Origin of the sequence: Blastococcus litoris (assembly GCF_003075095.1) — a bacterium.
GTDB lineage: Bacteria > Actinomycetota > Actinomycetes > Mycobacteriales > Geodermatophilaceae > Blastococcus_B > Blastococcus_B litoris.
The window spans coordinates 56,542-81,422 of sequence record NZ_QCZF01000008.1 but is presented as its reverse complement, the minus strand read 5'-3'; the positions used below and the strand labels follow the sequence as shown (position 1 = coordinate 81,422).

21 protein-coding genes are annotated in these 24,881 nt (G+C 75.8%); 8 read left to right on the top strand and 13 right to left on the bottom strand.

The window, feature by feature from the left end:
* The first annotated feature begins 249 nt into the window (after positions 1-249).
* The 3 genes from DCS98_RS23110 to DCS98_RS17095 all read left to right on the top strand — a co-directional run bounded on the left by DCS98_RS23110 (position 250) and on the right by DCS98_RS17095 (position 3,042).
* Positions 250-402 (top strand): DUF5679 domain-containing protein, encoded by a 153-nt coding sequence (locus DCS98_RS23110; RefSeq protein ID WP_012950213.1) that lies wholly within the window; start codon positions 250-252, stop codon positions 400-402.
* Positions 403-517: 115 nt separating this feature from the next.
* Entirely contained in the window at positions 518-1,648 is a 1,131-nt protein-coding gene (locus DCS98_RS17100; protein WP_116452599.1) for a ThiF family adenylyltransferase, read from the top strand.
* Between the two features lie 71 nt (positions 1,649-1,719).
* The gene (locus tag DCS98_RS17095) at positions 1,720-3,042 is read left to right on the top strand and encodes an ABC1 kinase family protein (protein ID WP_241038217.1); all 1,323 of its coding nucleotides are present in this window, start codon (positions 1,720-1,722) and stop codon (positions 3,040-3,042) included.
* A gap of 116 nt (positions 3,043-3,158) precedes the next feature.
* On the opposite strand, the gene DCS98_RS17090 is transcribed toward DCS98_RS17095, so the two are convergent.
* The 4 genes from DCS98_RS17090 to DCS98_RS17075 form a co-directional block, all read right to left on the bottom strand.
* Positions 3,159-3,419, bottom strand: a complete 261-nt coding sequence (locus DCS98_RS17090) for a hypothetical protein (protein WP_116452598.1) — start codon at positions 3,417-3,419, stop codon at positions 3,159-3,161.
* Positions 3,416-3,757 (bottom strand): WhiB family transcriptional regulator, encoded by a 342-nt coding sequence (locus tag DCS98_RS17085; RefSeq protein WP_116452597.1) that lies wholly within the window; start codon positions 3,755-3,757, stop codon positions 3,416-3,418. The genes DCS98_RS17090 and DCS98_RS17085 overlap by 4 nt, the downstream gene beginning before the upstream one ends.
* Positions 3,758-3,914: 157 nt before the next feature.
* Positions 3,915-4,208: a hypothetical protein gene (locus DCS98_RS17080; RefSeq protein WP_116452596.1), complete on the bottom strand. Its 294-nt coding sequence runs from the start codon at positions 4,206-4,208 to the stop codon at positions 3,915-3,917.
* 215 nt (positions 4,209-4,423) lie between these two features.
* Positions 4,424-6,436: an ATP-dependent helicase gene (locus DCS98_RS17075; protein ID WP_116452595.1), complete on the bottom strand. Its 2,013-nt coding sequence runs from the start codon at positions 6,434-6,436 to the stop codon at positions 4,424-4,426.
* 166 nt (positions 6,437-6,602) lie between these two features.
* Between DCS98_RS17075 and DCS98_RS17070 the strand changes: the two genes are divergently transcribed.
* The 3 genes from DCS98_RS17070 (at position 6,603) to DCS98_RS23685 (ending at position 8,249) form a co-directional block, all read left to right on the top strand.
* A complete protein-coding gene (locus DCS98_RS17070) occupies positions 6,603-6,869 on the top strand; it encodes a mycoredoxin (protein WP_116452594.1) in 267 nt (88 codons plus the stop codon).
* Positions 6,870-7,041: 172 nt separating this feature from the next.
* Positions 7,042-7,599: an ANTAR domain-containing protein gene (locus tag DCS98_RS17065; RefSeq protein WP_241038215.1), complete on the top strand. Its 558-nt coding sequence runs from the start codon at positions 7,042-7,044 to the stop codon at positions 7,597-7,599.
* A gap of 311 nt (positions 7,600-7,910) precedes the next feature.
* Positions 7,911-8,249, top strand: coding sequence for a hypothetical protein (locus DCS98_RS23685; RefSeq protein WP_241038213.1), 339 nt, complete (start codon positions 7,911-7,913; stop codon positions 8,247-8,249).
* On the opposite strand, the gene nudC is transcribed toward DCS98_RS23685, so the two are convergent.
* The 4 genes from nudC to DCS98_RS17040 form a co-directional block, all read right to left on the bottom strand.
* Entirely contained in the window at positions 8,242-9,162 is a 921-nt protein-coding gene (gene nudC, locus DCS98_RS17055) for an NAD(+) diphosphatase (RefSeq protein ID WP_116452591.1), read from the bottom strand. The two genes, DCS98_RS23685 and nudC, sit on opposite strands and share 8 nt — an antisense overlap.
* Positions 9,159-10,514 (bottom strand): M16 family metallopeptidase, encoded by a 1,356-nt coding sequence (locus DCS98_RS17050; RefSeq protein ID WP_116452590.1) that lies wholly within the window; start codon positions 10,512-10,514, stop codon positions 9,159-9,161. Before DCS98_RS17050 ends, nudC begins: the two co-directional genes overlap by 4 nt.
* Entirely contained in the window at positions 10,511-11,821 is a 1,311-nt protein-coding gene (locus DCS98_RS17045) for a M16 family metallopeptidase (RefSeq protein WP_116452589.1), read from the bottom strand. Before DCS98_RS17045 ends, DCS98_RS17050 begins: the two co-directional genes overlap by 4 nt.
* A gap of 148 nt (positions 11,822-11,969) precedes the next feature.
* Entirely contained in the window at positions 11,970-12,857 is an 888-nt protein-coding gene (locus DCS98_RS17040; RefSeq protein WP_116452734.1) for a DUF2510 domain-containing protein, read from the bottom strand.
* A gap of 53 nt (positions 12,858-12,910) precedes the next feature.
* Here DCS98_RS17040 and DCS98_RS17035 point away from each other — a divergent pair, with 53 nt between their 5' ends.
* Complete coding sequence (locus DCS98_RS17035; RefSeq protein WP_116452588.1) at positions 12,911-13,675, top strand: putative protein N(5)-glutamine methyltransferase; 765 nt, start codon at positions 12,911-12,913, stop codon at positions 13,673-13,675.
* Between the two features lie 6 nt (positions 13,676-13,681).
* On the opposite strand, the gene DCS98_RS23370 is transcribed toward DCS98_RS17035, so the two are convergent.
* Together DCS98_RS23370 and DCS98_RS17025 are read right to left on the bottom strand one after the other, a co-directional pair.
* The gene (locus tag DCS98_RS23370; RefSeq protein WP_206340316.1) at positions 13,682-15,226 is read right to left on the bottom strand and encodes a serine/threonine-protein kinase; all 1,545 of its coding nucleotides are present in this window, start codon (positions 15,224-15,226) and stop codon (positions 13,682-13,684) included.
* Positions 15,223-16,644 carry a M20/M25/M40 family metallo-hydrolase gene (locus tag DCS98_RS17025; RefSeq protein ID WP_116452587.1) on the bottom strand — a complete coding sequence of 474 codons (1,422 nt, stop codon included), beginning with the start codon at positions 16,642-16,644 and terminating at the stop codon, positions 15,223-15,225. Before DCS98_RS17025 ends, DCS98_RS23370 begins: the two co-directional genes overlap by 4 nt.
* A 58-nt stretch (positions 16,645-16,702) precedes the next feature.
* On the opposite strand from DCS98_RS17025, the gene DCS98_RS17020 reads away from it, so the two are divergent.
* On the top strand, positions 16,703-17,554 hold the full coding sequence (locus DCS98_RS17020) for an alpha/beta fold hydrolase (protein ID WP_116452586.1): 852 nt from the start codon (positions 16,703-16,705) through the stop codon (positions 17,552-17,554).
* A 7-nt stretch (positions 17,555-17,561) separates the two neighbouring features.
* Here the strand turns inward: DCS98_RS17020 and DCS98_RS17015 are convergent, their stop codons facing one another.
* The 3 genes from DCS98_RS17015 to DCS98_RS17005 all read right to left on the bottom strand — a co-directional run bounded on the left by DCS98_RS17015 (position 17,562) and on the right by DCS98_RS17005 (position 24,871).
* The gene (locus tag DCS98_RS17015) at positions 17,562-18,227 is read right to left on the bottom strand and encodes a DUF998 domain-containing protein (RefSeq protein WP_164704631.1); all 666 of its coding nucleotides are present in this window, start codon (positions 18,225-18,227) and stop codon (positions 17,562-17,564) included.
* 144 nt (positions 18,228-18,371) lie between these two features.
* Positions 18,372-21,692 carry an ATP-dependent helicase gene (locus DCS98_RS17010; protein ID WP_116452584.1) on the bottom strand — a complete coding sequence of 1,107 codons (3,321 nt, stop codon included), beginning with the start codon at positions 21,690-21,692 and terminating at the stop codon, positions 18,372-18,374.
* Complete coding sequence (locus DCS98_RS17005; protein WP_116452583.1) at positions 21,689-24,871, bottom strand: ATP-dependent helicase; 3,183 nt, start codon at positions 24,869-24,871, stop codon at positions 21,689-21,691. Before DCS98_RS17005 ends, DCS98_RS17010 begins: the two co-directional genes overlap by 4 nt.
* Positions 24,872-24,881 lie beyond the last annotated feature (10 nt).

Below are 24,881 nucleotides of genomic sequence, written 5' to 3'. Positions count from 1 at the left end.
AGGTGGGACGGCAGGTCGGCCCGTCCGGGTCGGGCTGCTCCCCCACCCTGTCCCCGCTCCGCGCACAGGGACACGCCGGGTCGTCCCCACGCGCTCCACAGCCTTGTCCACAGGCTGTGGGCAGAGGGGTCCCGAACGGCCGTGTTCCGGCGACCGCCCGTCACACCATCGACCGCCCGCACGGGTAGCGTGCCTGCGCAACGGCGCCCGGCGCGCGTGCCGAGGCACCCCGAGTTCGAGGAGACCCCCGTGGCGGAGAGCTACAACGGCTACTGCGTGAAGTGCAAGGAGAAGCGCGACTTCGACGGCGAGGTGAAGGTCAGCGAGTCCGGCCGCCGGATGGCGCAGGGCACCTGCCCCGTCTGCGGCACCAAGATGAACCGGATCCTCGGCAAGGCCTGAGCGCTGACCGCGCGCTCCTGACACGGCGGTGCCCCTGCGGGGGCGCCGCCGTTCGTCGTCCCGGAGCCTGTGGACGGCGCCCGCGCGCCCTCCTCGGCGCTGCGACGCTGCCCGGGTGACCGACTTCGCCCACCCCCTGCTCCCCGCCGCCACCCCGCTGCTGCGCGATGACGACGGGGCCGCGCAGGTGGGCGGGGTCGACGGCAGCGACGGGCTCGCGCTCGGTCCGGGGGGTGCCGCCGTCGTGGCCCTGCTGCGCGGGCTCGACGGGCGGCGCGCGCAGAAGGCCGTCCTCGCCGACGCGGCCGAGGCGGGCCTGGACCCCGCCGTCGTCCTCCGGGTGCTCGACGGGCTGCGCTCGGCAGGGCTGCTGGTCGACCTCGACGCCGGCGACCTGCTCGCTGCTGACGCGGGACCGGCGGCCGCCGCCCGCACCGCCGTGGAGCTGCCCGCGGCATCGGCCCGTCCCGGCGGCTGGCGCACGCGACGGCAGGCCGCCGTCGTCGTCGAGGGCGCCACGCGCGTCGGCGCCCCGCTGGCCGCCATGCTCGCCGCGAGCGGGATAGGTCGCGTGACGGTCCGGGACACCGGGCTGACGGCAGCCGGCGACGCCGTCGTCGGCGGCCTCGGCGCGGCCGACGAGGGACGACCGCGGGCCCTCGCGGCAGCCGACGCCGTGCGCCGCGCGAGCCCGCTCACCGACCTGCGGCCCCTGGGCGCCGACACCGCCGCCGATCTGGTCGTGCTGGCCCGGCCGTGGGCGGCGTCCGACCCGCTCGCGGCCGGAGCCCACCGCGCCGGCGTGCCGCACCTGGTCGCGACCGTGCGCGGGGAGACGGGTGTCGTCGGACCGCTGGTCGTCCCGGGCGTCACCAGCTGCCTGCAGTGCGCCGATCTGCGCCGCCGCGACGCCGACCCCCGCTGGCCGCGGCTCGCCGCCCAGCTGACCCGGAGCCAGCCCCCGCCCAGCGGCGCGACGATCACCTGCCTGCTGACCGCCGCCACGGCGGCGCTCCAGGTGCTCGCCTACCTGGACGGCACGTCGGCCCCCGCCGCCCTCGCGGCCACGGTGGAGCTGCCGCCACCGCACCTGACGCCGCGGGTCCGCAGGTGGCCGGCGCACCCGGCGTGCCCGTGCGGAGCCGCGGAGAGGCCTCCCGCCACCTCCGCCGCCACCCGCCCGGGCGAGCCGACCGCGGTTCCCGTGGGCACGGAGGCCCCTCGGCAGGGAACAATGGGCGGCTGACCGAGCTCACGAGCTCACCGAGACCACACGGCGGTGCCGGACGGGGCGCGAGCGCCGGCGAGGAGGAACGCGTGAGTGACGACGGACCGGTGATGCCGAGGGGCTCCGTGTCGCGGACCGCACGACTGGCGTCGCTCCCCCTGGGGGCGGCCGGCCGGGCGACCCTCGGCCTGGGCAAGCGCCTCTCGGGCCGGCCGGCGGACGCCGTCACCGCGGAGCTGCAGCAGCGGACGGCCGAGCAGCTGTTCGCCGTGCTCGGGCAGCTCAAGGGCGGAGCCATGAAGCTCGGCCAGACGCTCTCGGTCTTCGAAGCGGCCGTACCGGAGGAGGTCGCCGCCCCGTACCGCGAGGCCCTGGTCAAGCTCCAGGAAGAGGCGCCGCCGATGCCGGTGCGGACCGTGCACGCGGTCCTCGCCCAGCAGCTGGGCGGCACCTGGCGCACGCGGTTCGCCGAGTTCGACGACCAGCCCGCCGCCGCGGCCAGCATCGGCCAGGTGCACCGTGCGACCTGGCGGGACGGGCGTGACGTCGCCGTCAAGATCCAGTACCCGGGTGCGGCCACCGCCCTGATGGCCGACCTCAACCAGCTGGCCCGATTCGCGCGCCTGTTCGCGGCGCTGTTCCCGGGCATGGACGTCAAGCCGCTGATCGCCGAGCTCAAGGCGCGCGTCGTCGAGGAGCTGGACTACGGGCTGGAGGCCGACGCGCAGCGCGCCTTCGCGAAGGCCTACGCCGGTGACGACCAGATCGTCGTCCCCCGGGTCGTCGCGAGCGCGCCCAAGGTGATCGTCTCCGAGTGGCTGGACGGCACTCCGCTGTCCCGGATCATCGCCGACGGCACCCGCGAGCAGCGCGACCGGGCCGGGCAGCTGCTGGCGGTGCTGCACTTCTCGGGTCCGGAGCGGGCGGGGATGCTGCACGCCGACCCGCACCCGGGGAACTTCCGGCTGCTCCCCGACGGGCGCCTCGGCGTCATCGACTTCGGGGCGACGGCGCGGTTGCCCGACGGGCACCCCGAACCGATCGGCCGGCTGCTGCGGTGGGCGCTGGCCGGCAAGGCGGACGAGGTGCTGGCCGACCTGCGGGCCGAGGGGTTCGTCCGGGCGAACATCGAGATCGACGCCCAGGGCGTGCACGACTTCCTGCGCCCGATGCTCGACCCGGTGGCGACCCACCACTTCCACTTCACCCGCGCGTGGATGCAGGAGCAGGCGGCGCGGATCGCCGATCCGCGCAACGACGCCAGCAGGCTGGGCCGGCAGCTCAACCTGCCACCGGCCTACCTGCTCATCCACCGGGTGACCATCGGGTCCATCGGCGTGCTGTGCCAGCTCGACGCGGCCGGGGACTTCCGCAGCGTCCTGGAGGAGTGGCTCCCCGGCTTCGTGGAGTGACCCCGGGCATGGGCGAGGCCGGGTCGGGACGCACCGGGAGCGTCCCGAACCCGGCCTCGGCTCGGGGGTAGGCGGGTCACCGGCCTGGTCGGCCGGCTCCGCCGGGGCTGGTGCCGTCAGTAGACGGCGGCGGAAGCCCGCGCGGCACGGCGGACCGCACGCTCCGCGCGACGAGCCGCGCGGCGGGCCAGGTAGAGACGACGAGCGCGCGAGGCCGCGGCGGCCTCCGCCTGCATCTCGCCCATCCGGCTGCGCGCCAGATCCTGTTCGAGCATGTACATGGCAGTCGTTCCTTCTGGGTGAGTGGTCGATCCCTCCGACATGAGGAGGGACCGGTCGAGCTGGATGCATTCAGCGGTGCTGCCGTCGCGGCTCACGCCGCGACGACCTTGCGGGGACGGCCCCGCGGACGCTTGCGGGCGATGACGGCGCCCCGTTCGAAGATCTCGCCGCCCCAGACACCCCACGGCTCGCCCCGGTCCAGGGCGCCGGCCAGACAGGCGCTCCGGATGGGGCACCCGCCGCAGAAGCTCTTGGCCTGCTCGAGCTGTGCGGGGCTCTCGGCGAACCACAGCTCCGGGTCCTCGACCCGGCACGGCAGCGGGCGCCGCACCGGCGCGGGGGCCAGTGGCGTGGGTCGTCTCGGCGGGGATCCCCCGGTCCAGGGGAGCCCGGTTCGGCGGTGGGACGTCGGGCGGGCGATCGTCTGCTGCACTGCCGCTCCTCCTTGCTTCTCGTCTCTGCTGGGCTTCAGGCAGGTGGCCGGCGGTGGCCCGCCGACCGGTGGTCGGTGCCGGGAGTCGCGGAGAAAGAGAAAGGCCGCGGATCCCGGGGTTCGGGTTCCGCGGCCTGGAGGAGGACCGGTCGAGCGCTTAGCTCTGCGGTCTCCTCGAGGAGTGGATCCCGAGGGTGGTGCCGTTGTTCTGGAAGAGGTGCTCGGTCACGACGACGTCGCCGATCGGCCGGCGCGTGACGGGACGGAGGCGGACAGCGGTGCTGCCTGCGGGCAGACCGGTCCCCTGGAGCGGAGCGGTGGGCGCAGCGATCTGCACCGCCAGGAGATCGGCGGAGCCGCCGCACAGGCCCGGGCCGTAGGCCGGGCGCACGTCGATGCCACCCGCGCCGAGGAGATCGGCGGGGGTCTTGGTCCACGTCGTGCTGATCACAGGTACCCCCTCCTTCCTCGGTCGCGGCCCTGGCCAGGACGGCCAGGAGCACGGGGGTGCATCTCGTGTGTGCGGGGACACTATGACCCCGGCCGGAAGCGGGTCAATCGAATTAACGACGAGTTCCTCAGAACGTGTCAGGACGGCCACGTCGAGCGCCTGCCGTCGCGCTCGGGGCGGACCCCGGCCCGCGTCCGGAGCGGCGCCGGCGCAGGTCAGGTGGTGACGGTGGCCAGCACGTCCGCGCCGTAGAGCTCCAGCTTGCGGGCGCCGATACCGGGGAGCCCCGACAGCTCGCGCATCGTCGAGGGCCGGGTCTCCGCGATGGCCTGGAGGGTCGCGTCGGTGAAGACGACGTAGGCCGGCACCGACGCCGACTGCGCCGCCTGGCTGCGCCATGCCCGGAGCCGCTCGAACAGCTCCCCCGCCTCGCCCTCGAGGACCACCTTCGCCCGTTTGGCCGGCCGGCGGGCCGCGGGAGCGGTGGGACCGGAGCCGGGGGCCAGCCCGTCGAGGAAGCGGCTGCGCGGACGGGCGCGCTTGGCCCCCGGGTTGCGCCCGAGCGACCAGGAGAGCGAGAGGTGCTCGCGCGCCCGCGTGATGGCCACGTAGAGCAGGCGACGCTCCTCCTCGACCGCGACGGGCCTGCTCAACGACTGGGAGATCGGCACGACGCCGTCGACCAGGCCCACGACGAAGACGGCGTCCCACTCCAGGCCCTTGGCCGCGTGCATCGACGCCAGCGTGACGCCCTGCACCGTGGGGGCGTGCTGGGCGTTGGCCCGCTCTGCGAGGTGCCCGACGAAGCCGGCCAGGTCGAGCGTCGGGTTCTCCTGGACGAGGTCGACGGCGAGGTCGACGAGGGCGGCCAGGGACTGCCAGCGGTCCCGGGCGGCTCCGCCGGCCGGCGGCCGGTGCTCGGCCCAACCCATGGAGGCCAGCACGTCGCGGACCGTGGGCACCAGCGCGCCGGGGTCGCTGCCCCCGGCGGCGGCGCCGCGGAGCAGCAGCACGGCCTCGCGGACCTCGGGCCGCTCGAAGAAGCGCTCCCCGCCCTTGAGCACGTAGGGCACCCCGACGTCGGCCAGCGCCGACTCGTAGACCTCCGACTGGGCGTTGATGCGGAAGAGCACCGCGATCTCCGCAGCCGGCATCCCGGAGTCGATGAGGGCCTTGCACCTCGCCGCGACCGCGGCCGCCTCGGCCGGCTCGTCGGGGTGCTCGACGAACGTGGGCTCGCCTGCGTCGGGGCGCTGGCCGAGCAGCCGCAGGCCGGGCAGCCCCTTGCGCTTCGGCGCCTGCCCGATCAGCCGGTTGGCCAGGCCGACCACCTGCGGGGTCGAGCGGTAGTCGCGCTCGAGCTTGACCACCGCGGCGTCGGGATACCGGTCGGCGAAGCCGAGCAGGTAGTCGGGATCGGCGCCGGTGAAGGAGTAGATGGTCTGGTTGGGGTCGCCGACGACGCAGACCTCGGCACGGCCGCCCAGCCACGCGTCGAGGAGCCGCTGCTGGAGCGGGTTGACGTCCTGGTACTCGTCGACGACGAAGTGCCGGTACTGCGCGCGCACCTCGCGGGCGACCGCGGGGTGCTCCTCGATCGCGTAGGCGGTGACCAGCAGCAGGTCCTCGAAGTCCAGGGCACCGTCGCGCTGCTTGGCGGTCTCGTAGCTGGCGTACACGGACGCCACGGCGGCGGCGTCGAACGGCGGCTCGCGACCGGCCGCCTGCGCTCGCGCCGGGTAGTCGTCGGGCGTGGCCAGGGTGGTCTTCGCCCACTCGATCTCGCTGGCCAGGTCGCGGAGGCTGGCGCGGTCGGTGGTGAGGCGGTTGCGCGCCGCCGCCGTCGCGACCACGCGGAGCTTGTTCTCGATCAGCCCCGGCATGGGGCCGCCGAGCACCCGGGGCGCGAAGTAGCGCAGCTGGCGCATCGCCGCGGCGTGGAAGGTGCGGGCCTGCACGCCGCCGACGTCCAGGGCGGCCAGACGCCCGCGCAGCTCGCCCGCCGCCCGGGCGGTGAAGGTGACGGCGAGGACCTGCTCCGGGACGTAGACCCCCGAGTGGACGCCGTAGGCGATCCGGTGCGTGATCGTGCGCGTCTTGCCGGTGCCGGCGCCGGCGAGGATGCACACCGGCCCGGTGACCGCCTGCGCGGCGGCGCGCTGCTCGTCGTCGAGCGCGGCGAGCACGGCCTCGGCCCGGGAGGCCGGTTCGGCTCCGGTCTGCGCCATCGGACCCCCTTCCGTCCTCGCGGCCGACGTGCGTACCCCGATCCTCTCAGCCGGGTGCGACGAGGCCGGGAAGCATCCCCAGGGTCGGGGCGTTGGTCCGGGGACAGATCAAGGCCACCCTCACGGGGGTGGACCCGCTCGGCGCTACCAGGGAGGATCCCCCTCGATGACCTCGACCCCCACGGCCCTCGTGACCATGTACACCACCGACTGGTGCGGGTACTGCGTCCGGCTCAAGAAGCTCATGGAGCGCGAGGGGATCGCCTTCTCCGAGGTCAACATCGAGCGCGACGCCACGGCGGCCGAGCTGGTCATGCAGGCCAACGGCGGCAACCGCACCGTGCCCACGCTGGTGTTCCCGGACGGCGTCGCGCTGACCAACCCCTCGATCGACCAGGTGAAGGCCCAGCTGAGCTCGGCTGCGGAGGCGTGAGCACCAGGTGATCCCCGGTCCCCGGCCCTCGACAGGGCACAATCGCCCTGGAGCGGGCCGCGACCGCGGCACCGACGTCCTCCGGCACGCTTCGCCGGACTCCCTCCCGGAGGCCCCCGTGGAGAATTCGGGACCCGAGTCCCCCTCCCCGGCTGGGCCCTGCCCCTCCCCGGTGGCGCTGACCCGCACTGCCCGCGGCTGGGCGGTCCAGTCCCCGGCCGGGGCCGACCCGGCGGCAGACCTGGTGGAGGGTCTCTCGCTCGCCGACCTCGTGGCCGAGGAGTTCGGTGCCCTCGTCGAGCCCGACCGCACCGCCCGCCGGTCGGCCCGGGGTCCCGCCTCGGAGGCCGAACCGCTCGACCCGGCGGCCGCACGGGTGGCCGAGCTGGAGCGCACCGTCGCGCAGCTCGAGCACGCCCTGGCCGCGCGCGTCTCCACCGAGCGCGCCATCGGTGTGCTGGCCGAGCGGCACGGCACCAGCGCCCGCGACGCGTTCGAGTCGCTGCGCCGCGACGCCCGCTCCCAGGGCCGGCCGGTCGCCGAGCTGGCCCGCGAGGTCCTCGACGGCCTGACCGCCGACCCCCCACCGGCCGACGACGCCTCCCGCCGCGGGAGCCGGTCGGTACCCGCTCCCGGGCTGCGTCCCGGCGCCGTGGTCGCCGAGGTGGCTCCCCCGCTGCCCCGCGCGCCCCGCGAGCCGTCGGCCGCCGCCGTGGACGGCGTTTCCTGAGCAGTCCGCAGCCGCTCACCCCGCCGGCCCTCGCCGAGCGCCTGGCCGCCCTCCTGGCCCCGCTGCCACCCGAGCCGGGCGCATCCGCGCTGCGCATAGCCCTCGACGGCCCGGACGCGGCGGCTCCCGCGCGCCTCGCGGCGGCGGTCGCCGACCACCTCCCGACGCTGGGCCGCCCGGCCGTCGTCGTCCCCGCCGACGGCTTCTACCGCCCAGCCTCGCTCCGGCTGGAGCACGGACGCACCGACCCCGACGCCCGCTACACCGACTGGCTCGACGCCGGGGCGCTCACCCGCGAGGTGCTCGCCCCCGTGGGGCCCGGCGGGACCGGCGAGTACCTGCCCGTGCTGTGGGACGTCGTCCGCGACCGCGCCGCCCGGGCCCGCCGGCTGCCGGCCCCACCGGCGGGCGTGCTGCTGGTGCCCGGGCCCCTCCTGCAGGGCATCGGGCTGCCCTTCGACGTCGTGGTCCACCTGCGGATGGCACCGGCCGCGCGCCGCCGGCTCACCCCGCCGGACCAGGCCTGGGAGCTGCCGGCCTTCGACCGGTACGACGAGGAGGTCGACCCGGCCGCGCTCGCCGACGCCGTCGTCCTCGCCGACCACCCGGACCGGCCGGCCCTCGTGCTGGCCGGCCGCTTCCTCAGCTGAACTCGCCGGCGATCCAGCGGTCGAGGATGTGCCGGGCGATCGAGACCGGCGGCGGCAGCGCGGCCGGTCCCTCCCCTCGAGCCAGCTCCTCCCGCGTGAACCAGCGGGCCTCCTCGATCTCCGTGGGGTCGAGCACGAGGTCGTCGGGACCATCGACGCGGGCGACGAAGCCCAGCATCAGCGACTGCGGGAACGGCCAGGGCTGGCTGCCGACGTACCGGATGCCGGTCACCGCCAGGCCGACCTCCTCGGCGACCTCGCGGGCCACCGCCGCCTCGGCCGACTCCCCCGGCTCCACGAAGCCGGCCAGGATGGAGAAGCGTCCTGGTGGCCAGACGGCCTGCCGACCGAGGACGACGCGGTCGCCGTCGTGGACGAGCATGATCACCGCGGGGTCGGTGCGCGGGAAGAACTCGGTGCCGGTCTCCGGGTCGCGCTGCACCCAGCCGGCGCGCTCCACGGTGGTGGCGTTGCCGGTCAGCGGGCTGAAGCGGTGCCGGTCGTGCCATTCCAGGATGCCGATGGCCTCGACGAGCAGGCCGGCGTCCAGGTCACCCAGGTCGGCGCCGACCTCGCGCAGCCCGGTCCAGGTGTCCACCGGCCGCCCGTTCACGGTGAGGGAGCGCTCGCCGCGTACGGCCGCGTACGGGACGCCGTCGGCCTCGCCGAGGTAGACCGCGCCCAGGGGCAGCTCGGGCTGCTCGTCCCAGACCAGGGCCGGCCCGGTGGCGCCCTCGACCACCGGCACGGTGCGCTTCAGGTCGACGGTCAGGACGCGGACCGGCCGCCCGCCCGTGGGGTCGGGCTGCGTGCGGGACAGGTGCGCCCGGTCGTGCGCGACGCGGCTGAGCACCGGGACCTCGCCGGTGGAGGGACCGGTGCCCTCCGGCCACGCGGATGCGGGGACCGTCATCCGGGGGTGCCGGCCCGGACGCTGACCGGGGCGAGCGCACCCAGCGGACCGGAGATCCGCTCGGCGTCGCCCACGACCACCGCGGTGAGCCCGGTCGAGGCGAGGTACCGGTGCGAGACCTCCCGGACCTGCTCGACCGTCACCTGGGCCAGTGCCTGCTGGTGCTCGGCCAGCCAGCCCGGCGGCAGGCCCGCGCCGACCAGGGCGGAGAGGGTGCTGGCGAGCCCGGCGTGCGTGGCCGTGGACAGCGCCATGCTGCCCAGCACGTAGCGCCGCGCCGCGTCGAGCTCGGCCTCGGTCACCGGCAGCAGGGCCATGCGGCCGAGCTCGTACCAGGTCTCGAGCAGTGCGGGGCCGGTGACCTCGGTCGCGACGTCGGCCTCGACGAGGAACGACGAGCCGGCGGCCAGGTGGTCGACCGAGCTGCGCGGGCTGTACGTGTAGCCCTTGTTCTCGCGGATGTTCTCGACCAGGCGGGAGGAGAAGTACCCGCCGTAGATCATGTTGGCCAGGCGCACCGCGGGCAGGTCGGGGTCGGTCCGGCCGGGAGCCGGGCCGCCGAGGCGGATGTTCGACTGCACCGCCCCAGGACGGTCGACCACCTCGATGCCGGCGCCGTGCAGCTCGGGTGCCGGGGGCGCCTCGACGGCGTGCCCGCTGCCGGCCCACTCCCCCAGCGCCGCGGCGACCGCGTCGGCGGCGGCCGCCGGGTCGAGGTCGCCCACGAGCACCAGGCTGCTGCCTGCGGGGAGCACCCGCGCGCGGTGGAGCTCGCGCAGCGCGGCGCCGTCGACGCCGGTCACCAGTCCCGGGTCCGGGAGCGTGATCGCGTAGGGGTGGTCGCCGTAGCGTCGCGCGGCCAGGGCGCTGCGCGCGATGACGCCGGGCTGGGAGAGGGCGATCGCGATCCGCTCGGCGACGCGCTCGCGCTCGCCCTCCACCTTGTCGTCGGGGTAGGTGGCCCCGGTCAGCAGCTCGGCCAGCACCCCGAGGACGGGGCCGAGCCCGTCGGGCAGCAGCGTGGTCGCCAAGAGCAGCCGGTCGGGGTCGGTGGAGACCGACAGCTCGGCTCCGTGGCCCTGCAGGAGCTGGGCGATGCCGGTCTGGTCGTGGGCAGCGGTGCCCAGCAGGACCGCTCCGGAGAGCACGGAGCCCTGCGCGGTGTGCAGGCCGGCGTCGGCGGCCGTCGTCGCCGCGAAGGGCACGCGCAGCCGCAGCTCGATCAGCGGGACGCCGGGGCGCGGGACCACGACCAGCCGCAGGCCGCTCGGCAGCGTCGACTCGACCGCCGTCGGGACGGGCTGCGGCCGCGGCTCCCCCAGCGGCGGGATCAGGGACAGGTCGAGACTCATCGCCGTCCTCCCGTGGCGCGCAGCTCGAGGACGGCGGCGGTGCCGGGATCCAGGTCGCGGGCCGCGGCCTGCACCTGCTCGGGCGTCACCGCAGCGAGCCGCGCGGCCAGCTCGCCGGCGAGCTCGGCACGGCCGTGGACCAGCTCCGCAGCGGCGAAGCCGAGGGTCCGGCCCAGCACCGAGTCGGCCTGCCGGAGCAGCTGCGCCTCGGTGCGGGCCTGCACGCGGCGCAGCTCGTCGGCGGGGACGCCGTCGTCGGCGATCTTCGCGACCTCCTCGTGCACCGCGGCCTGCACCGTCTCCGGCGCGACGGCGGCGGGGTGGTGCACCTGGGTGGTGAGCAGCGTGGCGTCCCGGACGTCGAACGGGTCACCGAAGAGACCGACGTAGCTGCTCTGCGCGATGGCGATGCGGTCGTCGTGCACGAGCCGGCGCTCCAGCCGGGAGGCGTCGCCCTCGCTGAGCAGCTCGCCGAGCAGCACGGTGCCCAGGTAGCGGTCGAAGTCGCCGACGGGGTCGGGGACCCGCCAGCCGATGGCCAGGGCCGGCGCGGGGGCCAGCGCGTCCTCGACGACCGTGGTGCGCACGCTCGTCGGCAGCGGCTCACCGGTCGGCGGGAGCGGCGGCACCGGTCGGGCGGTCACCGGGCCGAACCACCGCTGGACCAGCCGCTCGGTCTCGGCGACGTCGAGGTCGCCGCCGATGCAGAGGACGGCGTTGCCGGGTGCGTAGTAGGTGGAGAAGAAGTCGGCCGCGTCGTCGACGGTCGAGGACTCGAGGTCGACGAAGGAGCCGTAGCCGTCGTGGGTGTTGGCGAAGCTCTCGAAGGCGATCTGCGGCAGCTGCAGCCAGGGGAAGGCGCCGTAGGGCCGGTTGAGCACGTTGACCCGGATCTCCTCCTTCACCACGTCGATCTGGTTGCGGAGGTTCTCCTCGGTGATCGCCGGCGCCGCCATGCGGTCGGCCTCGAGGAAGAGCGCGCGTTCGAGGGCCTCGGCCGGGAGCGCCTCGAAGTAGTTCGTGTAGTCCTGGTGGGTCGAGCCGTTGAAGGTGCCGCCGGCCGCCTGCACCAGGCGGGCGTGCTCCATCTTCGGCACGTTGGCCGAGCCCTGGAACATCATGTGCTCGAAGAGGTGGGCGAAGCCCGTGCGCCCCTCGGGTTCGTTGCGCATCCCGACGTCGTAGAAGACGCTCACCGCGACCACCGGCACGCTGCGGTCGGGGGCGAGGACGACGCGCAGCCCGTTGTCGAGGGTGAAGCGTTCCACCGGGTGCCGCAGGGTCAGTTCGGTCCCGGCTGCAGTCACACCACGACAGTAACGGCGGAGGACGATCGGCGAGGGCAGCGGTGTCGGGCCGAGTGGGCCCCGGAGGGGTCCGCGCAGGCGCGACGGAGCGGCTCAGCGCAGCAGGGGGACGGCACGTGGCCGCGGTGCGATCCGGAGGATCGCCGTGTCACAGCACGTCGACGGCGTCGATGACCCGGTCGATCACGCCGTAGAGCTCGGCGTGGGTGTTGGGGATCGAGAGGTAGAGCAGCGCAGGCGCGGGCCGGCCGACGTCGATGAGCAGCAGCGCCGCGCGTTCCCCGCTCGCGTCGTAGCCCGGGGCATCCCACGCCAGCTGGAACTCGTAGAGGTAGGCCTCGTGCCCGTCGACGGTGCGCGCCTCGTCACGGAGGACGGTCCGCTCGTTGGGCCGCGGGTAGTAGTTGAACCGCACGCTGTCGGCGATGGTGAGCGTCGTCGTCTGCAGCGTCGACGGGCCGGCCCAGCCGAGGCCGTCCGAGAGCGGGCCGGACGTGCACTGGGCGATGAACGTCGTCCCCTCGGGGGTCAGGTCCTGGGTGACGAAGTACTGCCCGGCGATCGCGGTGACCTCGGCCTGCATGCCCAGGTCGAACTCGTACCAGTTCTCGCCGAGGTAGGGGTAGGAGATCCCGGAGGCCTCGTCGATGATCCGCACGGTCCCCGGCGGGAACTCCGGTCCGGCCGGCGGCAGCTGCGCGGACGGCGTCGGCTGCTCCGCGACCGGTTCCGACGCGGGCCGGCCCAGGAACACGGCGGCCACGACGACGGCGACCAGCACGACGAGCGAGACGCCGACGACCCAGGCCGTCCGCGCGCCGCCGCCCCCGCCGGACGGCTCCTCGGCCGGCGGCACCGGCGACGGCGGGCGCGACGGCGGAGCGAGGACCGGCGAGGACTGGACGGCGACGCCCGGACCGGACGGGATGGCGACGTCGGACCAGGTGAGCCCGTTCCACCAGCGCACGAGCCCCGGTGTCCCGTCGGGGTCGGGGTACCAGCCGGGGGGCGGGGCCGGCTGGTCGGGTCCGGTCACGGCGTCCACCCTAGGACGGCGCGTAGCGTTCGCGCCCCCACCGAGGAGGCGCCGTGAGCGTTGCTGCCGTCGCCCGGCTGCGCGCGGCCGGCTGCGTGTTCGCCGAGGACGAGGCGCGGCTGCTCACCGCGGAGGCCGGCTCCTCGGCTCGGCTCGAGGAACTGGTGCGCCGCCGCGTCGCCGGCGAGCCGCTGGAGCACCTGCTGGGGTGGGCCGAGTTCTGCGGCCTGCGCGTCGCGGTGGCGCCGGGCGTGTTCGTGCCGCGGCGCCGGTCGGAGCTGCTGGTCTGCGAGGCGCTGGCACTGGCGCCGCCCGGGGCGGTCGTCGTCGACCTGTGCTGCGGCTCGGGCGCGGTGGCCGCGGCGCTCGTCGACCGGCTCGACCGCGTGGAGGTGCACGCCTCGGACGTCGACCCGGCGGCGGTGGCCTGCGCCCGCCGGAACCTGCCCGAGGGCTCGGTGCACCTCGGCGACCTGTTCGACGCGCTGCCGTCCTCGCTGCACGGGCGGGTGGACGTCCTGGTGGCCAACGTCCCCTACGTGCCGAGCGCGGCCATCGCGTTCATGCCGCCGGAGGCCCGGGACCACGAGCCGAGCACCGCCCTGGACGGCGGCGGCGACGGCCTCGACGTGGCCCGGCGGGTCGTCGGGGGCGCCGGTGCGTGGCTGGCGCCCGGCGGGTCGCTGCTCTTCGAGGTCGGCGAGGCCCAGGTGCCGACGGCGACCGCGGTGGTCGCCGCGGCCGGGTTCGCGCCGAGGGTGGTCACCGACGACGAGATCGGCGCGACCGTCGTCGTCGGCACCGGCAACCGGGCCTGACCGCGGTCAGAGGCCGCGGTCGGCGTTGTCCGACCACCACGACTGCAGGTCCGCCAGGGCCTCGGCCCCACCTCCGCGCAGCTCGGCGAAGCCGAGGACGCCGAGGTCCTCCCAGTACCAGCGCAGCTGCGGGTCGCCGTCGCCGTCGACGGTGCAGGTGAGGCGCCCGAGCGGCTCGTCGTCGAAGCCGGCCAGCTGCACCCAGCCCTCGGGTGCGTCCTCGTCGCCGCAGGAGAACACGTCGTCGAGCTCCGGGAGGTCGAGGTCGTGGACGACGGCGGCCACGGCCGCCTCGGCACCGTCGTCCGCGAGCACCGTCCAGGTGGACGCCGGGAACCCGTCGGGCTGCCCCGCCGCCGGGCAGCTCAGGGCGTACAGCTCGCCGTCCCCGGGGGCGTCCGTGCTGCACTCCCCCCGGTCGAGGCCGGCGGGCAGGGCGAACCGCACCAGGCGCTCGGCGGCCTCGGTGCGGCCCTCGCGGGCGGCGTCGACCCGGCGGTCGAGGACGACGAGGACGACGGCCAGCAGCACGACCGCCGCCAGCGCCGCGGTGGCCACCAGCCAGGGCGCCCGGGCGGCGAGGCCCCGGGAGGCCCGACGCGCTCCGGCCGACCCGCCGTCCACGGGAGCGGGCGCCACCCCCGCGCGGACGCCGTCCGGCGGTGGGACCGGGACGCCGCTCGCCGCGAGCGCGGACCGTGCGGCGGCCGCCAGCTGCCCGGCGGTCTGCCAGCGCTGGGCCGGGTCCTTGGCGAGCCCGCGCAGGACCACGCCGTCGAGCGCGGCGGGCACCCCGGGCCGCACCCGGGAGGGCGCGGGCGGCTGCTCGTGCAGGTGCGCGTACATGGCGGCCACGGGCTCGGAGACAGGGACCGGCCGGGAACCGGTGAGGAGCTCGAACAGCACGCAGGCCAGCGAGTAGACGTCGGACCGTGCGTCGGGCGGGTTCGGTCCGAAACGCTCGGGCGCCATGTACTCGGTGCTGCCGATCGCGGTGCCCGTCGTGGTGAGCGCCGGCCCGGTGCCCTCGTCGGCCATGCGGGCGATGCCGAAGTCGGCCAGGTAGGCGAAGTCCTCGCCGGCCGCGGAGGCGGCCAGGTCACCGCCGTCGCCGCGGGCGACCAGCAGGACGTTGGACGGCTTGACGTCCCGGTGCACCAGGCCACCGGCGTGGGCGGCGTCCAGCGCCCGGGCCACCTGGCCGACGACGTCGACGGCGCGCGCCGGGTCCATGGGCCCGCTCCGGCGGAGCAGCGAGTCGAGGTTCTCCCCCTCGACCAGGCGCATGTCGAGGAAGAGCTGGCCGTCGATCTCGCCGTACCGGTGGATCGGGATGACGTGCGGTTCGTTGAGCCGGGCCGCGATCTGCGCCTCGCGCCGGAACCGGCTGCGGTAGTTCTCGTCCTGCGCCCACTGCGGGTGGAGGACCTTCAGGGCGACGTCCCGCTGGTGCTCGGCGTCGTGGGCGCGGAGGACCCGGCCCATGCCTCCGTTGCCGAGGACCCCGAGGACCCGGTAGGGGCCGAACCGCTCCTCGGGGGGTGCGCTCACCGACCGCCTCGGAGCCGCATGGCGCCCAGCTCGCGCCACAGGTGGGCGGCCGCCTCGGCGCCGCGGTGCAGCATCGGCAGCAGCACGCGCTCGTTCGGCGAGTGGATGCGGTCGGTGGGCAACCCGGCGCCGAGGAACAGCAGGGGGGCTCCGAGCGCCTCGACCAGGTCGGCCTCGGGGCCGCTGCCGCCCTCGCGGGTGAACAGGACGTCCGCGGGCTCGGTGTCGAAGGCCTGGCCGATGGCACGCAGGAGCGCCTCCATCGCCGGGGAGTCGAGGTCGCTGGCGCACGGCGAGACGCCGCCGGGCGGGGTGTGCACCTCGGCCTCGATGCCGGCCGGCACGTTGGCCTCCACCCACGCGCGCAGCTGCGGTCCGACGTCCTCGGGCCGCTGGTCGGAGACCAGCCGGAAGGTGAGCTTGGCGTGCGCCTCGGAAGGGATGATCGTCTTGTGGCCGGGGCCGGTGTAACCGCCCCACATGCCGTTGACCTCGGCGGTCGGGCGGGCGCCGGTGCGCTCCAGGGTGCTGAAACCGGCTTCGCCGTAGGTGGCGCGCGAGGCGGCCGGGCCGGCCAGCCATGCCTGCTCGTCGAAGGGCACGCGGCTCATCAGCTCGCGCTCGCGGTCGGTCAGCAGGCGGACCTTGTCGTAGAAGCCGGGCAGCGTGACCCGGCCCTGGTCGTCGTGCAGCCTCGCCAGCAGCTCGGCCAGGGCGTGCAGCGGGTTGGGGACGGCGCCGCCGAACGACCCCGAGTGCAGGTCGACCGCCGGTCCGCGGAGGGTGATCTCGGCGTCGGCCAGCCCGCGCATGGCGGTGACCGCGCTCGGGACGTCGGGAGCGGCCATGCCGGTGTCGCTGACGACGACGACGTCGCAGCCCAGCCGCGCGCGGCGCTCGGCGAGGAGGGCGGCGAAGTGCGGGGAGCCCGACTCCTCCTCGCCCTCGATCAGCACCTTGACGGTGACGGCGGGGGTGTCGCGGCCGGTGGCGGCCAGGTGGGCGCGCAGGCCGAGCAGGTGGACGATCAGCACGCCCTTGTCGTCGCTGGCGCCGCGGCCGTGCAGCTCGGGTCCGTCGGGACCGTCGACACGGGTGGGCTCGAACGGCGGGTGCACCCACAGCTCGGGCGGGTCGACCGGCTGGACGTCGTGGTGGCCGTAGACGAGGGCGACCGGGGCGTCGGCGTCGGCCGACGGCCACTCGGCGAAGACGGCGGGAGCACCAGGCGTCGGCCAGATCTCGACGGTCGGGAAGCCTGTGCGGCGCAGCGCGTCGGCGAGCCACTCGGCGCTGGCGGCGACGTCGCCGGCGTGGGCCGGGTCGGCCGAGATCGACGGGATGCGGACCCAGGCCTCGAGGTCGGTGTGCAGGTCGTCGACGTGGTCGAGCACGAAGTCGCGTTCGGGGTTGCTCACGGGTGCCGACGGTAGTGCCCGTCGGCGGCGCGCTCCGCGTCCGGCTAGCGTCCGGGGCATGGGCGGAGAGCTGCTGCGGACCGACGTCGGCGACCTGACCTTCGACGTCCGCGTCGACGGTCCGGAGGACGGGCGCCCGGTGCTGCTCCTGCACGGGTTCCCGGAGACGTCGGCGTCGTGGGCGGCGGTGTCGCCGCTGCTCGCGCAGGCCGGGCTGCGCACCTACGCCCCCGACCAGCTGGGCTACTCCCCCGGCGCCCGCCCCGGCGAGGTCGAGGCCTACTCGGCGCAGAACCTGGCGCAGGTGACCGCCGACCTGATGACGGCCCTGGAGATCCCGGTCGCCGACGTGGTCGGCCACGACTGGGGCGCGAACGTGGCGTGGACCCTGGCCGCGTGGCACTCCGACCGCGTCCGCTCGCTGACCGCCGCCTCGGTGCCGCACCCGGCCGCCTACACCGTCGCCTACCGGACCGATCCCGAGCAGAAGGAGCGGTCGGGCTACATCCGGCTGTTCTGGCAGGCCGGCAAGGCCGAGGACGTGCTGCTCGAGGACGACGCCCGGCGGCTGCGCCGGATGCTCAGCGGGGGCGACCAGGCCAGCGGGATCCCCGCGGAGGCGATCGAGGAGTACGTGTCGGTGCTGTCGGCGCCGGGAGCGTTGACCGCCGCGCTGAACTGGTACCGCGCGATGAGCTCGGACACCCGGGTCGACCCGGTCGACCTGCCGACGACGTACGTCTGGAGCGACGGGGACGCCGCCATCGGCCGGACCGCTGCCGAGGCGTGCGCGAACTACGTGACCGGCGACTACCGGTTCGTGGAGCTGCCGGGCATCACCCACTGGATCCCGGAGCAGGCGCCGGAGCAGCTGGCCCGCGCGATCCTGGACCGCATCGCGTCGACGTGACGTCCGGTCACGGCACCTCTGCCGGCTCGCGCCGTTCCCCCGCCAGTCCCGCGCCGAAGACGACGATCCACAGGACCACGGTGTAGACGATCCACCGCTCCACGCCGCCCTCCCCCAGCCGGTCGAAGACGGCCAGGTCCCCCAGGAAGGTGTAGCCGAGCAGGAACGCCAGCCCGACGCCGCCGAGCACGACGTGCACCGGACGCAGCGCCGGGGCCGACAGCCGGGCGGTGAGGATCGCCGCCAGACCTCCGCACAGGAAGGTCGCGAGGGACACCGCCTGGTGCACCGCCATCACGGTGTTCCCGGGGAAGAGGCCGACGCCGATCATGCCGATCCCGAGCCCCGCTACCGGCAGCGTCTCCAGGAGGCGGGCGCGGGAACGGTGCAGGAGCACCGCAGCGGTGACGATGAGTGCGCCGGCGACGATCATCGTGACGTTGAAGATGGCCGCCGACGGCTGCCGCACCAGGTCGTCGGGTCGCATCGCGGCGAGGTCGCTGACGGTGTTGCTGTGGACGTCGTACTCCGCCGGGTACAGGACCTCCGCGGTCGTGATGCCGAGGAGGACACCCGACCCGGCGATCAGCAGGAGCAACCCCGCCACGCCGCGGCGGGACACGCGCGGGACGGTCTCACCGACGACGTCGGGACCGGTGCGGGTGGTGGTCACGGGAACTCCTCGAGCGTCGGAACTCGGACTGCCGTCGACGCTCGACCCTCGTCGGTGTCCTGTCCCGGGCGCAGAGCCGGAGGTCCTCAGCCCTCTGGGTCCGTGGGCACACCGGCCTCCGCAGCTCGCCCCGGCCTGCGGGCGTCAGGCCCCGGCGACGAGGTCCAGCAGGCCGGTCTCGTCGAGCAGGTCGACCGGGCGGAGCGTGAGGTTCGCGGCGACGTGGTGGAAGCCGGCGCTGACCTGGTCGACGGGCACACCGGTCAGGCGCGACCAGCCGATCCGGTAGGCGGCCAGCTGCACCGCCGCGGCGGACAGCTCGCCACCGGCCGGCGGCGGGCCGGTCTTCCAGTCGATGACCTCGAACCCGCCGTCCTCCCGCTGGAAGACCGCGTCGATGCGCCCGCGCAGGGTCAGCGGGCCCAGCGGCGTCTCGAACGGCACCTCGACCTCGGCGGGCTGGCGGTCGGCCCACTCGCTCGCGAGGAACGCCTCCTGCAGCTCGGCCAGCACGCCGTCCGGCGCCGCGAACTCGTCCCCGGAGCCCGGCAGCTCGTCGAGGTCGACGAGCTTGGCGGCACCGAACCGCTCCTCCAGCCACGCGTGGAACGCGGTGCCGCGCCGGGCCTGCGGCGCGGGCGCGGCCGGCATCGGGCGGCGCAGCCGGCGGGCCAGCTCGGCGGGGTCGCGGCGGAGCGTCACGAGCGCCGACACCGACAGGTGCGAGGGCAGCGGGACGTCGACCGTCGGGCTGGCGTGTCGCGCCCGCTCGCGCAGCAGCAGGTCGGCGTCGCGCACCCACAGCTCGACGAGCGGGTCACCGCCGTCGAGGACCTGCTCGGCGTCGAGCGGGTGCGGAGCGGCGCCGGTGACCAGCTCGGCGGCGGCGGTGAGCGCGCGGCGGCGCCCGGACGAGAGCGGGTCGGCCGGCCAGATGCCGACCGGCCACTCCTCCAGCGCCGGGTTCGTCGCGTCGTCCGCCGGCGGCTCCGCCCAGTGCACGACGGCGCCCGCGCCGTCCTCGCACGCCTGCCGGGCGGTGAGCAGCAGCGACGACGGTCCGCACGGCTTCACGCCGTCGCGCCACCAGCTGCCCGAGCACAGCAGGAGGTGCCGGGCACGGGTGACCGCGACATAGCCCAGGCGGATCTCCTCGGCGGTGCCGAAGTCCTTCCACTCCTGGACGTACTCCTCCAGCGCTTGCTTGACCACTGCCTGGTCGCCCGAGCCGGGCACGGGCAGGCGCAGCCGCGGGAGCTCCTCGCGGTCGGTGAGCCGCAGGTCGGCCGGGACGGCGCCGGGGTCGCGGATCCACGAGTCGCTGGTGTCCGCCTTGGCCGGGAACTGGTCGGCGGTGAGGCCGGGGACGGCGACGACGTCCCACTCCAGCCCCTTGGCCGAGTGCCCGGTGAGCAGCTGCACCGCCTCGGGGTTCACGGCGACCTCGCCGGGCTCCAGCCCGCGCTCGCGCTCCTCGGCGTCCTTCAGGTAGCCGAGGAAGGCCGGCAGCGACGGCAGCTCGGCCAGCTCGGTGAACTCGGCCGCGACCCCGTGCAACGCGTCGAGGTGGGCGCGGGCGCCGGCCGGGCTGGCGCCGGGCGCACTGGCGAGCTCGGTCTCCAGGCCAAGCGTCCGCGCGACCTCGTCGACCAGGTCGGGCAGCGACTCCGACAACCGGGCACGCAGGTGCCCGAGCTCTGCGCCGAGCCGGCGCAGCCGCCGGTAGCCGGCCTGCGAGTAGGCGTCCGGGCCACCGAGGTCGTCGAGGGCCTCGACGATGCTGCCGCGCTCGGACGGCGCCTCGACCGCCGGCGCGCCGTCCGCGGCGGCCGGCCGGCGGGAGTGCACGAGCGCACGGGCACGCGCCTCGAGGGCGGCGAGGTCGCGGGGTCCGATCCGCCAGCGGGCACCGCTGAGGAGCCGGCCCAGCGCGTCCCCGGCGGTCGGGTCGACCAGGACCGTGAGGGTCGCGATGACGTCGGAGACCTCGGGGACCTCAAGGAGGCCGCCGAGCCCGACCACCTCGACGGGCAGGCCGCGCTCGCGCAGCGCCGCGGCGATGCCGGGCAGCTGCTTGCGGGTGCGCACCAGCACGGCGACCGTCGGACGCTTCCCGTCCTCGCGGGCCACCAGCGGGTCCTCGTTCCGCCAGCAGGCGGCCAGCCGGTCGGCCAACGCCTCGGTCTCGTCCGCGACGGTGTCGTAGAGGCCGACGGTGACCCCACCGCGGCCGGCGGTCGGGGCGGGCGCGAGGTCGGGCAGCGGCTGGTCCGGCGGCGGGAGCATCCCGGAGACGGCGTTCGCGACGGCCAGGACGGCGTCGTCGTTGCGCCAGCTCGTGGCCAGGGTGAGCCGTTCGGCCTGCCGCCCCGGGAGCCCGGGGAAGGTGTGGTCGAACCGCTCGATGGTGCCGGACGAGGCGCCGCGCCAGCCGTAGATCGACTGCCGGGGGTCCCCGACGGCCAGCACGGGGTGTCCGGTGTCGCGGCCGAAGAGCGCCTCGAGCATGCGGAGCTGGCCGACGCTGGTGTCCTGGTACTCGTCGAGCAGGACCACCTTCCAGCGCGCCCGCTCGCGGCGGCCGACCTCGGCCGAGGCGACGGCGATCCGCGCCGCGTAGGCGACCTGGTCGGCGTAGTCGATGGCGCCCGCCGAGCGCTTGCGCGCCTCGAAGGCCTCGACCAGCGGCAGCAACGAGACGCGCGCCTTCTGCCGGGCGAGCATCTCCAGGACGGGCGCGTACGGGCCCTTCTTGCGCGGGGCGTCGGCGTAGCCCTGGATCTGCGACTCCAGCCGCGCCGTCCAGGCGCGCAGCGCGGCCGGGCTGATGTCGTGCTCGCCCAGGTCGGCGGCGAGCGCCAGCACGTCCTCGACCGTGGTGAGTAGCGTCAGCGGGACGTCGCTCATGTCGCCGGTGTAGGCGGTGACCACCTGCGCCGCCTGCCCCCAGCACATGGCGGGGCCGAGCACCCCGGCGCCGGGCTCCACACCGATCCGCAGACCGTGCTCGGCGACCAGCGCCGCGGCGTACCCGTGGTAGGTCGACACGGTGGGCTGGGCGATGTCGAGCCGCTCCCGCAGCTCCGGCTCGGTGTCGGGGTGGCGGGCGAGGGCGCCCAGCCGCAGCCGGATCCGCTCGTTGAGCTCGCTGGCCGCCTTCCGGGTGAAGGTGAGGCCGAGGATCTCCTCCGGTGCCATCACGTGGTTGGCGACCAGCCAGGAGACCCGCGCCGCCATCGTCTCCGTCTTGCCGGACCCTGCACCGGCGACGACGACGAGGGGCCGGTCGGCCGGCGCCTCGACGACGCGCGCCTGCTCGGGCGAGGGCGCGTACGACAGCCCGCAGCGGGCGGCGACCTCCGCAGGGCCGAGCCACCGCCTCGGCGCCGTCGGCGCCGGAACTTCCTCGGCGAAGAGGTCGTCGAACGACAACTGGTCGGCGGGGGCACCCGCCCGCGGGGTCACGCCGTCACCTGCCGGCCGGGCTCCTGGAGCGGGCAGCTGCGGCGGGCGGGGCACCGCGAGCAGTGCGACCCGGTGCGGACCTCGAACGTGGCCGCGCCCATGCCCTCGCCGACCTGGGCGAGCAGCTCCCCGGCCCACGTCTCGCCGACCGGCACGTCCGCGGGCAGCGGCTCCTGGTGCTGCTCCTTCGCCTTGGCTCCGGTGCCGACCTGCAGCAGCGCCGCGCCACCGGGCACGCTCCCGTGGTCGCCGAAGGCGCCGGCGGCGATGGCTACCTGGTAGGCGGCCAGCTGCCCGTGCTCCTCGGTGTTCTTCGCCGCGGTCTTGCCGGTCTTGAGGTCGACGACCACCAGCCGCCCTTCGGCGTCCCGCTCGAGCCGGTCGACCTGCCCGCGGATCCGGGCGCGGCCGACGGTCACGTCGAAGTCCTCCTCGGCGCCGAGGAGCTCGCGGCCGTTGGCGGCGTGCCAGCGGAGGAACTTGTCCAGCATCTCCTGCGCCGTGACGCGCTGCCGCTGATCCGACCACCCGGGGCCGAGGTCCAGCTGGTCGAGCTCGGAGTCGAGGGCCGCCTTCGCCTCGGCCGCCGGCAATCCCTCGGCGACCTGCTGCGCGACCGCGTGGACCGCCGACCCGACGGTGCGGGTGGTGTCCGGTGATGCCTCGGCGCCCACCGCGCCGAGCACCCACCGCAGTGGGCAGCGCTGGAAGGTCTCGATCGCCGAGGGGCGCACGCGGACCGCGTCGTCCTCGGGCACCAGGGGCGCGTCGTCCGACAGCGGGGCGAGACCCCACCAGCTCGACGGCGCGGCCCCGGCGACACCGTCGTCGGCGAGCCGCCGGAGGACCGACGCGGCGGCCGACCGCCGGTGCGCGGGGGTGTCGGGATCGGTCAGCGCACGCCGCAGATCGGCGACGAGCGCGGGGAGGGTGAGGGACCGGGGCAGCTCGGTGAGCGGACGGCCGTCCTCCGGCGGGGGCACGACGAGGTCGAGGAAGCGGGAGGCGGTGGCTCCTGCGTCGGCGCCGTCCAGGGCACCCTCGACGGCGGTGACGGCCAGCCGCGCCCGCGCCCGGGTGCAGGCGACGTAGAACAGGCGTCGCTCCTCGGCCAGGGCCAGGGTGCGGCGGTCGACCGCGGTGCCGTCGACGCCCGAGGCGCGCTCGACCAGCTCCTCGATGCCGAGCAGGCTGGACCGCTCGCGCAGGTCGGGCCAGACGCCTTCCTGGACGCCGGCGACGCACACGACGTCCCACTCGAGGCCCTTGGACGCATGGGCGGTGAGCAGCCGCACGGTCTCTCCCGCGACCGCGCGCGCCGCGCCGGTGTCACCGGGCAGCTCCTGGGCGGAGAGGTGCGCGACGAACGCCCGGACGTCGGCCGACGGCAGGCGGTCGACGAACCCGGCCGCCGCGTCGAAGAGGGCCACGACGGCGTCGAGGTCGCGGTCGGCCACCGCACCCGACGGCCCGCCGGCTGCGCTCGCCCGGGCCCACGTGGTGGCCAGGCCGCTGGCCTGCCACATCGCCCAGAGGACGTCCTCCGCGGTGCCGTCGTGGGCCAGCGCGAGCCGCCCCGCGGACAGGACGGCAGCCACCCGGCGCGCAGGGGCGGCGACGTGGTCGGGCAGCGCGTCGATCAGGGTGTCGTCGCCGAGGGCGAGGGCCAGCGGGGCGCCGCGCTCGGCCGGGTCGACGCCCTGCCTGACGAGGGCGATGCGGACGGCCCGGCGCAGGCGGCGGAGGTCGAGCACCGTCGCCCCGCCGAGCGGCGACGCGAGCAGCGCCTCGGCCGCCGGCTCCTCGAGCCCGACGGCTGCACCGTCGGACCCGGCTGCCGGGAGCAGCGCGTCCAGCGCCGTCAGCAGCGGCGCGACCGCCGGCTGGCCGGCCAGCGGCAGGTCGTCCGTCGAGACCGCGACGGGCACACCGGCCGAGGCCAGCGCGCGGCGCAGCGGCCCCAGGGCCATGGACGAGCGGACGATGACGGCCATCTGCGACCACGGCACGCGGTCGAGCAGGTGGGCGCGGCGCAGGACGTCGGCGAGGTAGGCCGCCTCCACCGCGGCGGAGCCGAAGACGTGCACCTCGGCCGCGCCCGGGTCGGTCGCCCCACCGGGGACGAGGCGACGGTGCTCCCACGGCCCGGGCAGTCCCTCGGCGACCTTCCGGCTGATCCGGAGCAGCTCCTCGCCCGATCGGCGGCACACGCCGAGCGACACCCGGCCGGCGGGCCGGCCGTCGGTGTGCCGGAAGCGCTCGGCGAACTCGACCATCCCGCGCGGCTCGGCGCCGCGGAACGCGTAGATCGCCTGGTCGGGGTCGCCGACCGCGACCAGGTTGCCCCCTCCCCCGGCGAGCAGCTCGAGCAGCTCGACCTGGGCCGGGTCGGTGTCCTGGTACTCGTCGACGAACAGCCAGCGGGCCCGCTCGCGCTCCTGCCGCAGCAGCTCGGGGTCGTCCTCCAGCTCGGCGATCGCCGCCCGCACGAGTTCGGCCGGGTCGTAGCCGGAGGCGTCGCCACGGCTGACCGTGGCGAAGGTCGTGACGTTCTCGTACTGCTCCTGGAACGCGGCGGCGAGCACCCAGTGGTCGCGGCCGGTGTCCCTGCCCCATGCGGCGAGCTGCCGGGAGCCGACACCGCGCTCGGTGGCGCGCATCAGCAGGTCGCGCAGCTCGCTGCGGAAGCCCGCGGTGCCGAGGGCGGGGGCCAGCGCGTCGGGCCAGCGGACGGCGCCCTCCTCCTCCGCATCACCGCGCAGGAGCTCGGCGACGACGGCGTCCTGCTCGGCGGAGGTCAGCAGACGCGGCGGGGCGTCTCCGCGCAGCAGCGCGGCCCGGCGGAGGACGCCGTAGGCGTAGGAGTGGAACGTGCGGGCGAGCGGCTCGCGGATGGTGCGCGCGACGCGTCCGGTGATGCGCGTGCGCAGCTCGGCGGCCGCCTTGCGGCTGAAGGTCAGGACGAGGATCTGCTCGGGGTCGATGCCGCCGTCGATCCGTGCCGCGACCGCCTCGACGATGGTCGTCGTCTTGCCGGTGCCGGGGCCGGCGAGGACGAGCAGCGGGCCGGACTCGTGGTCGACGACCGCCTGCTGGGTGGGGTCGAGCCGGGGTGCGGTGAGCCGAGGGGCCTCACCCGTGACGAGCCGGTAGACCGGCGCCGTTCCCCCCTGTGCCACCCCCCGATGG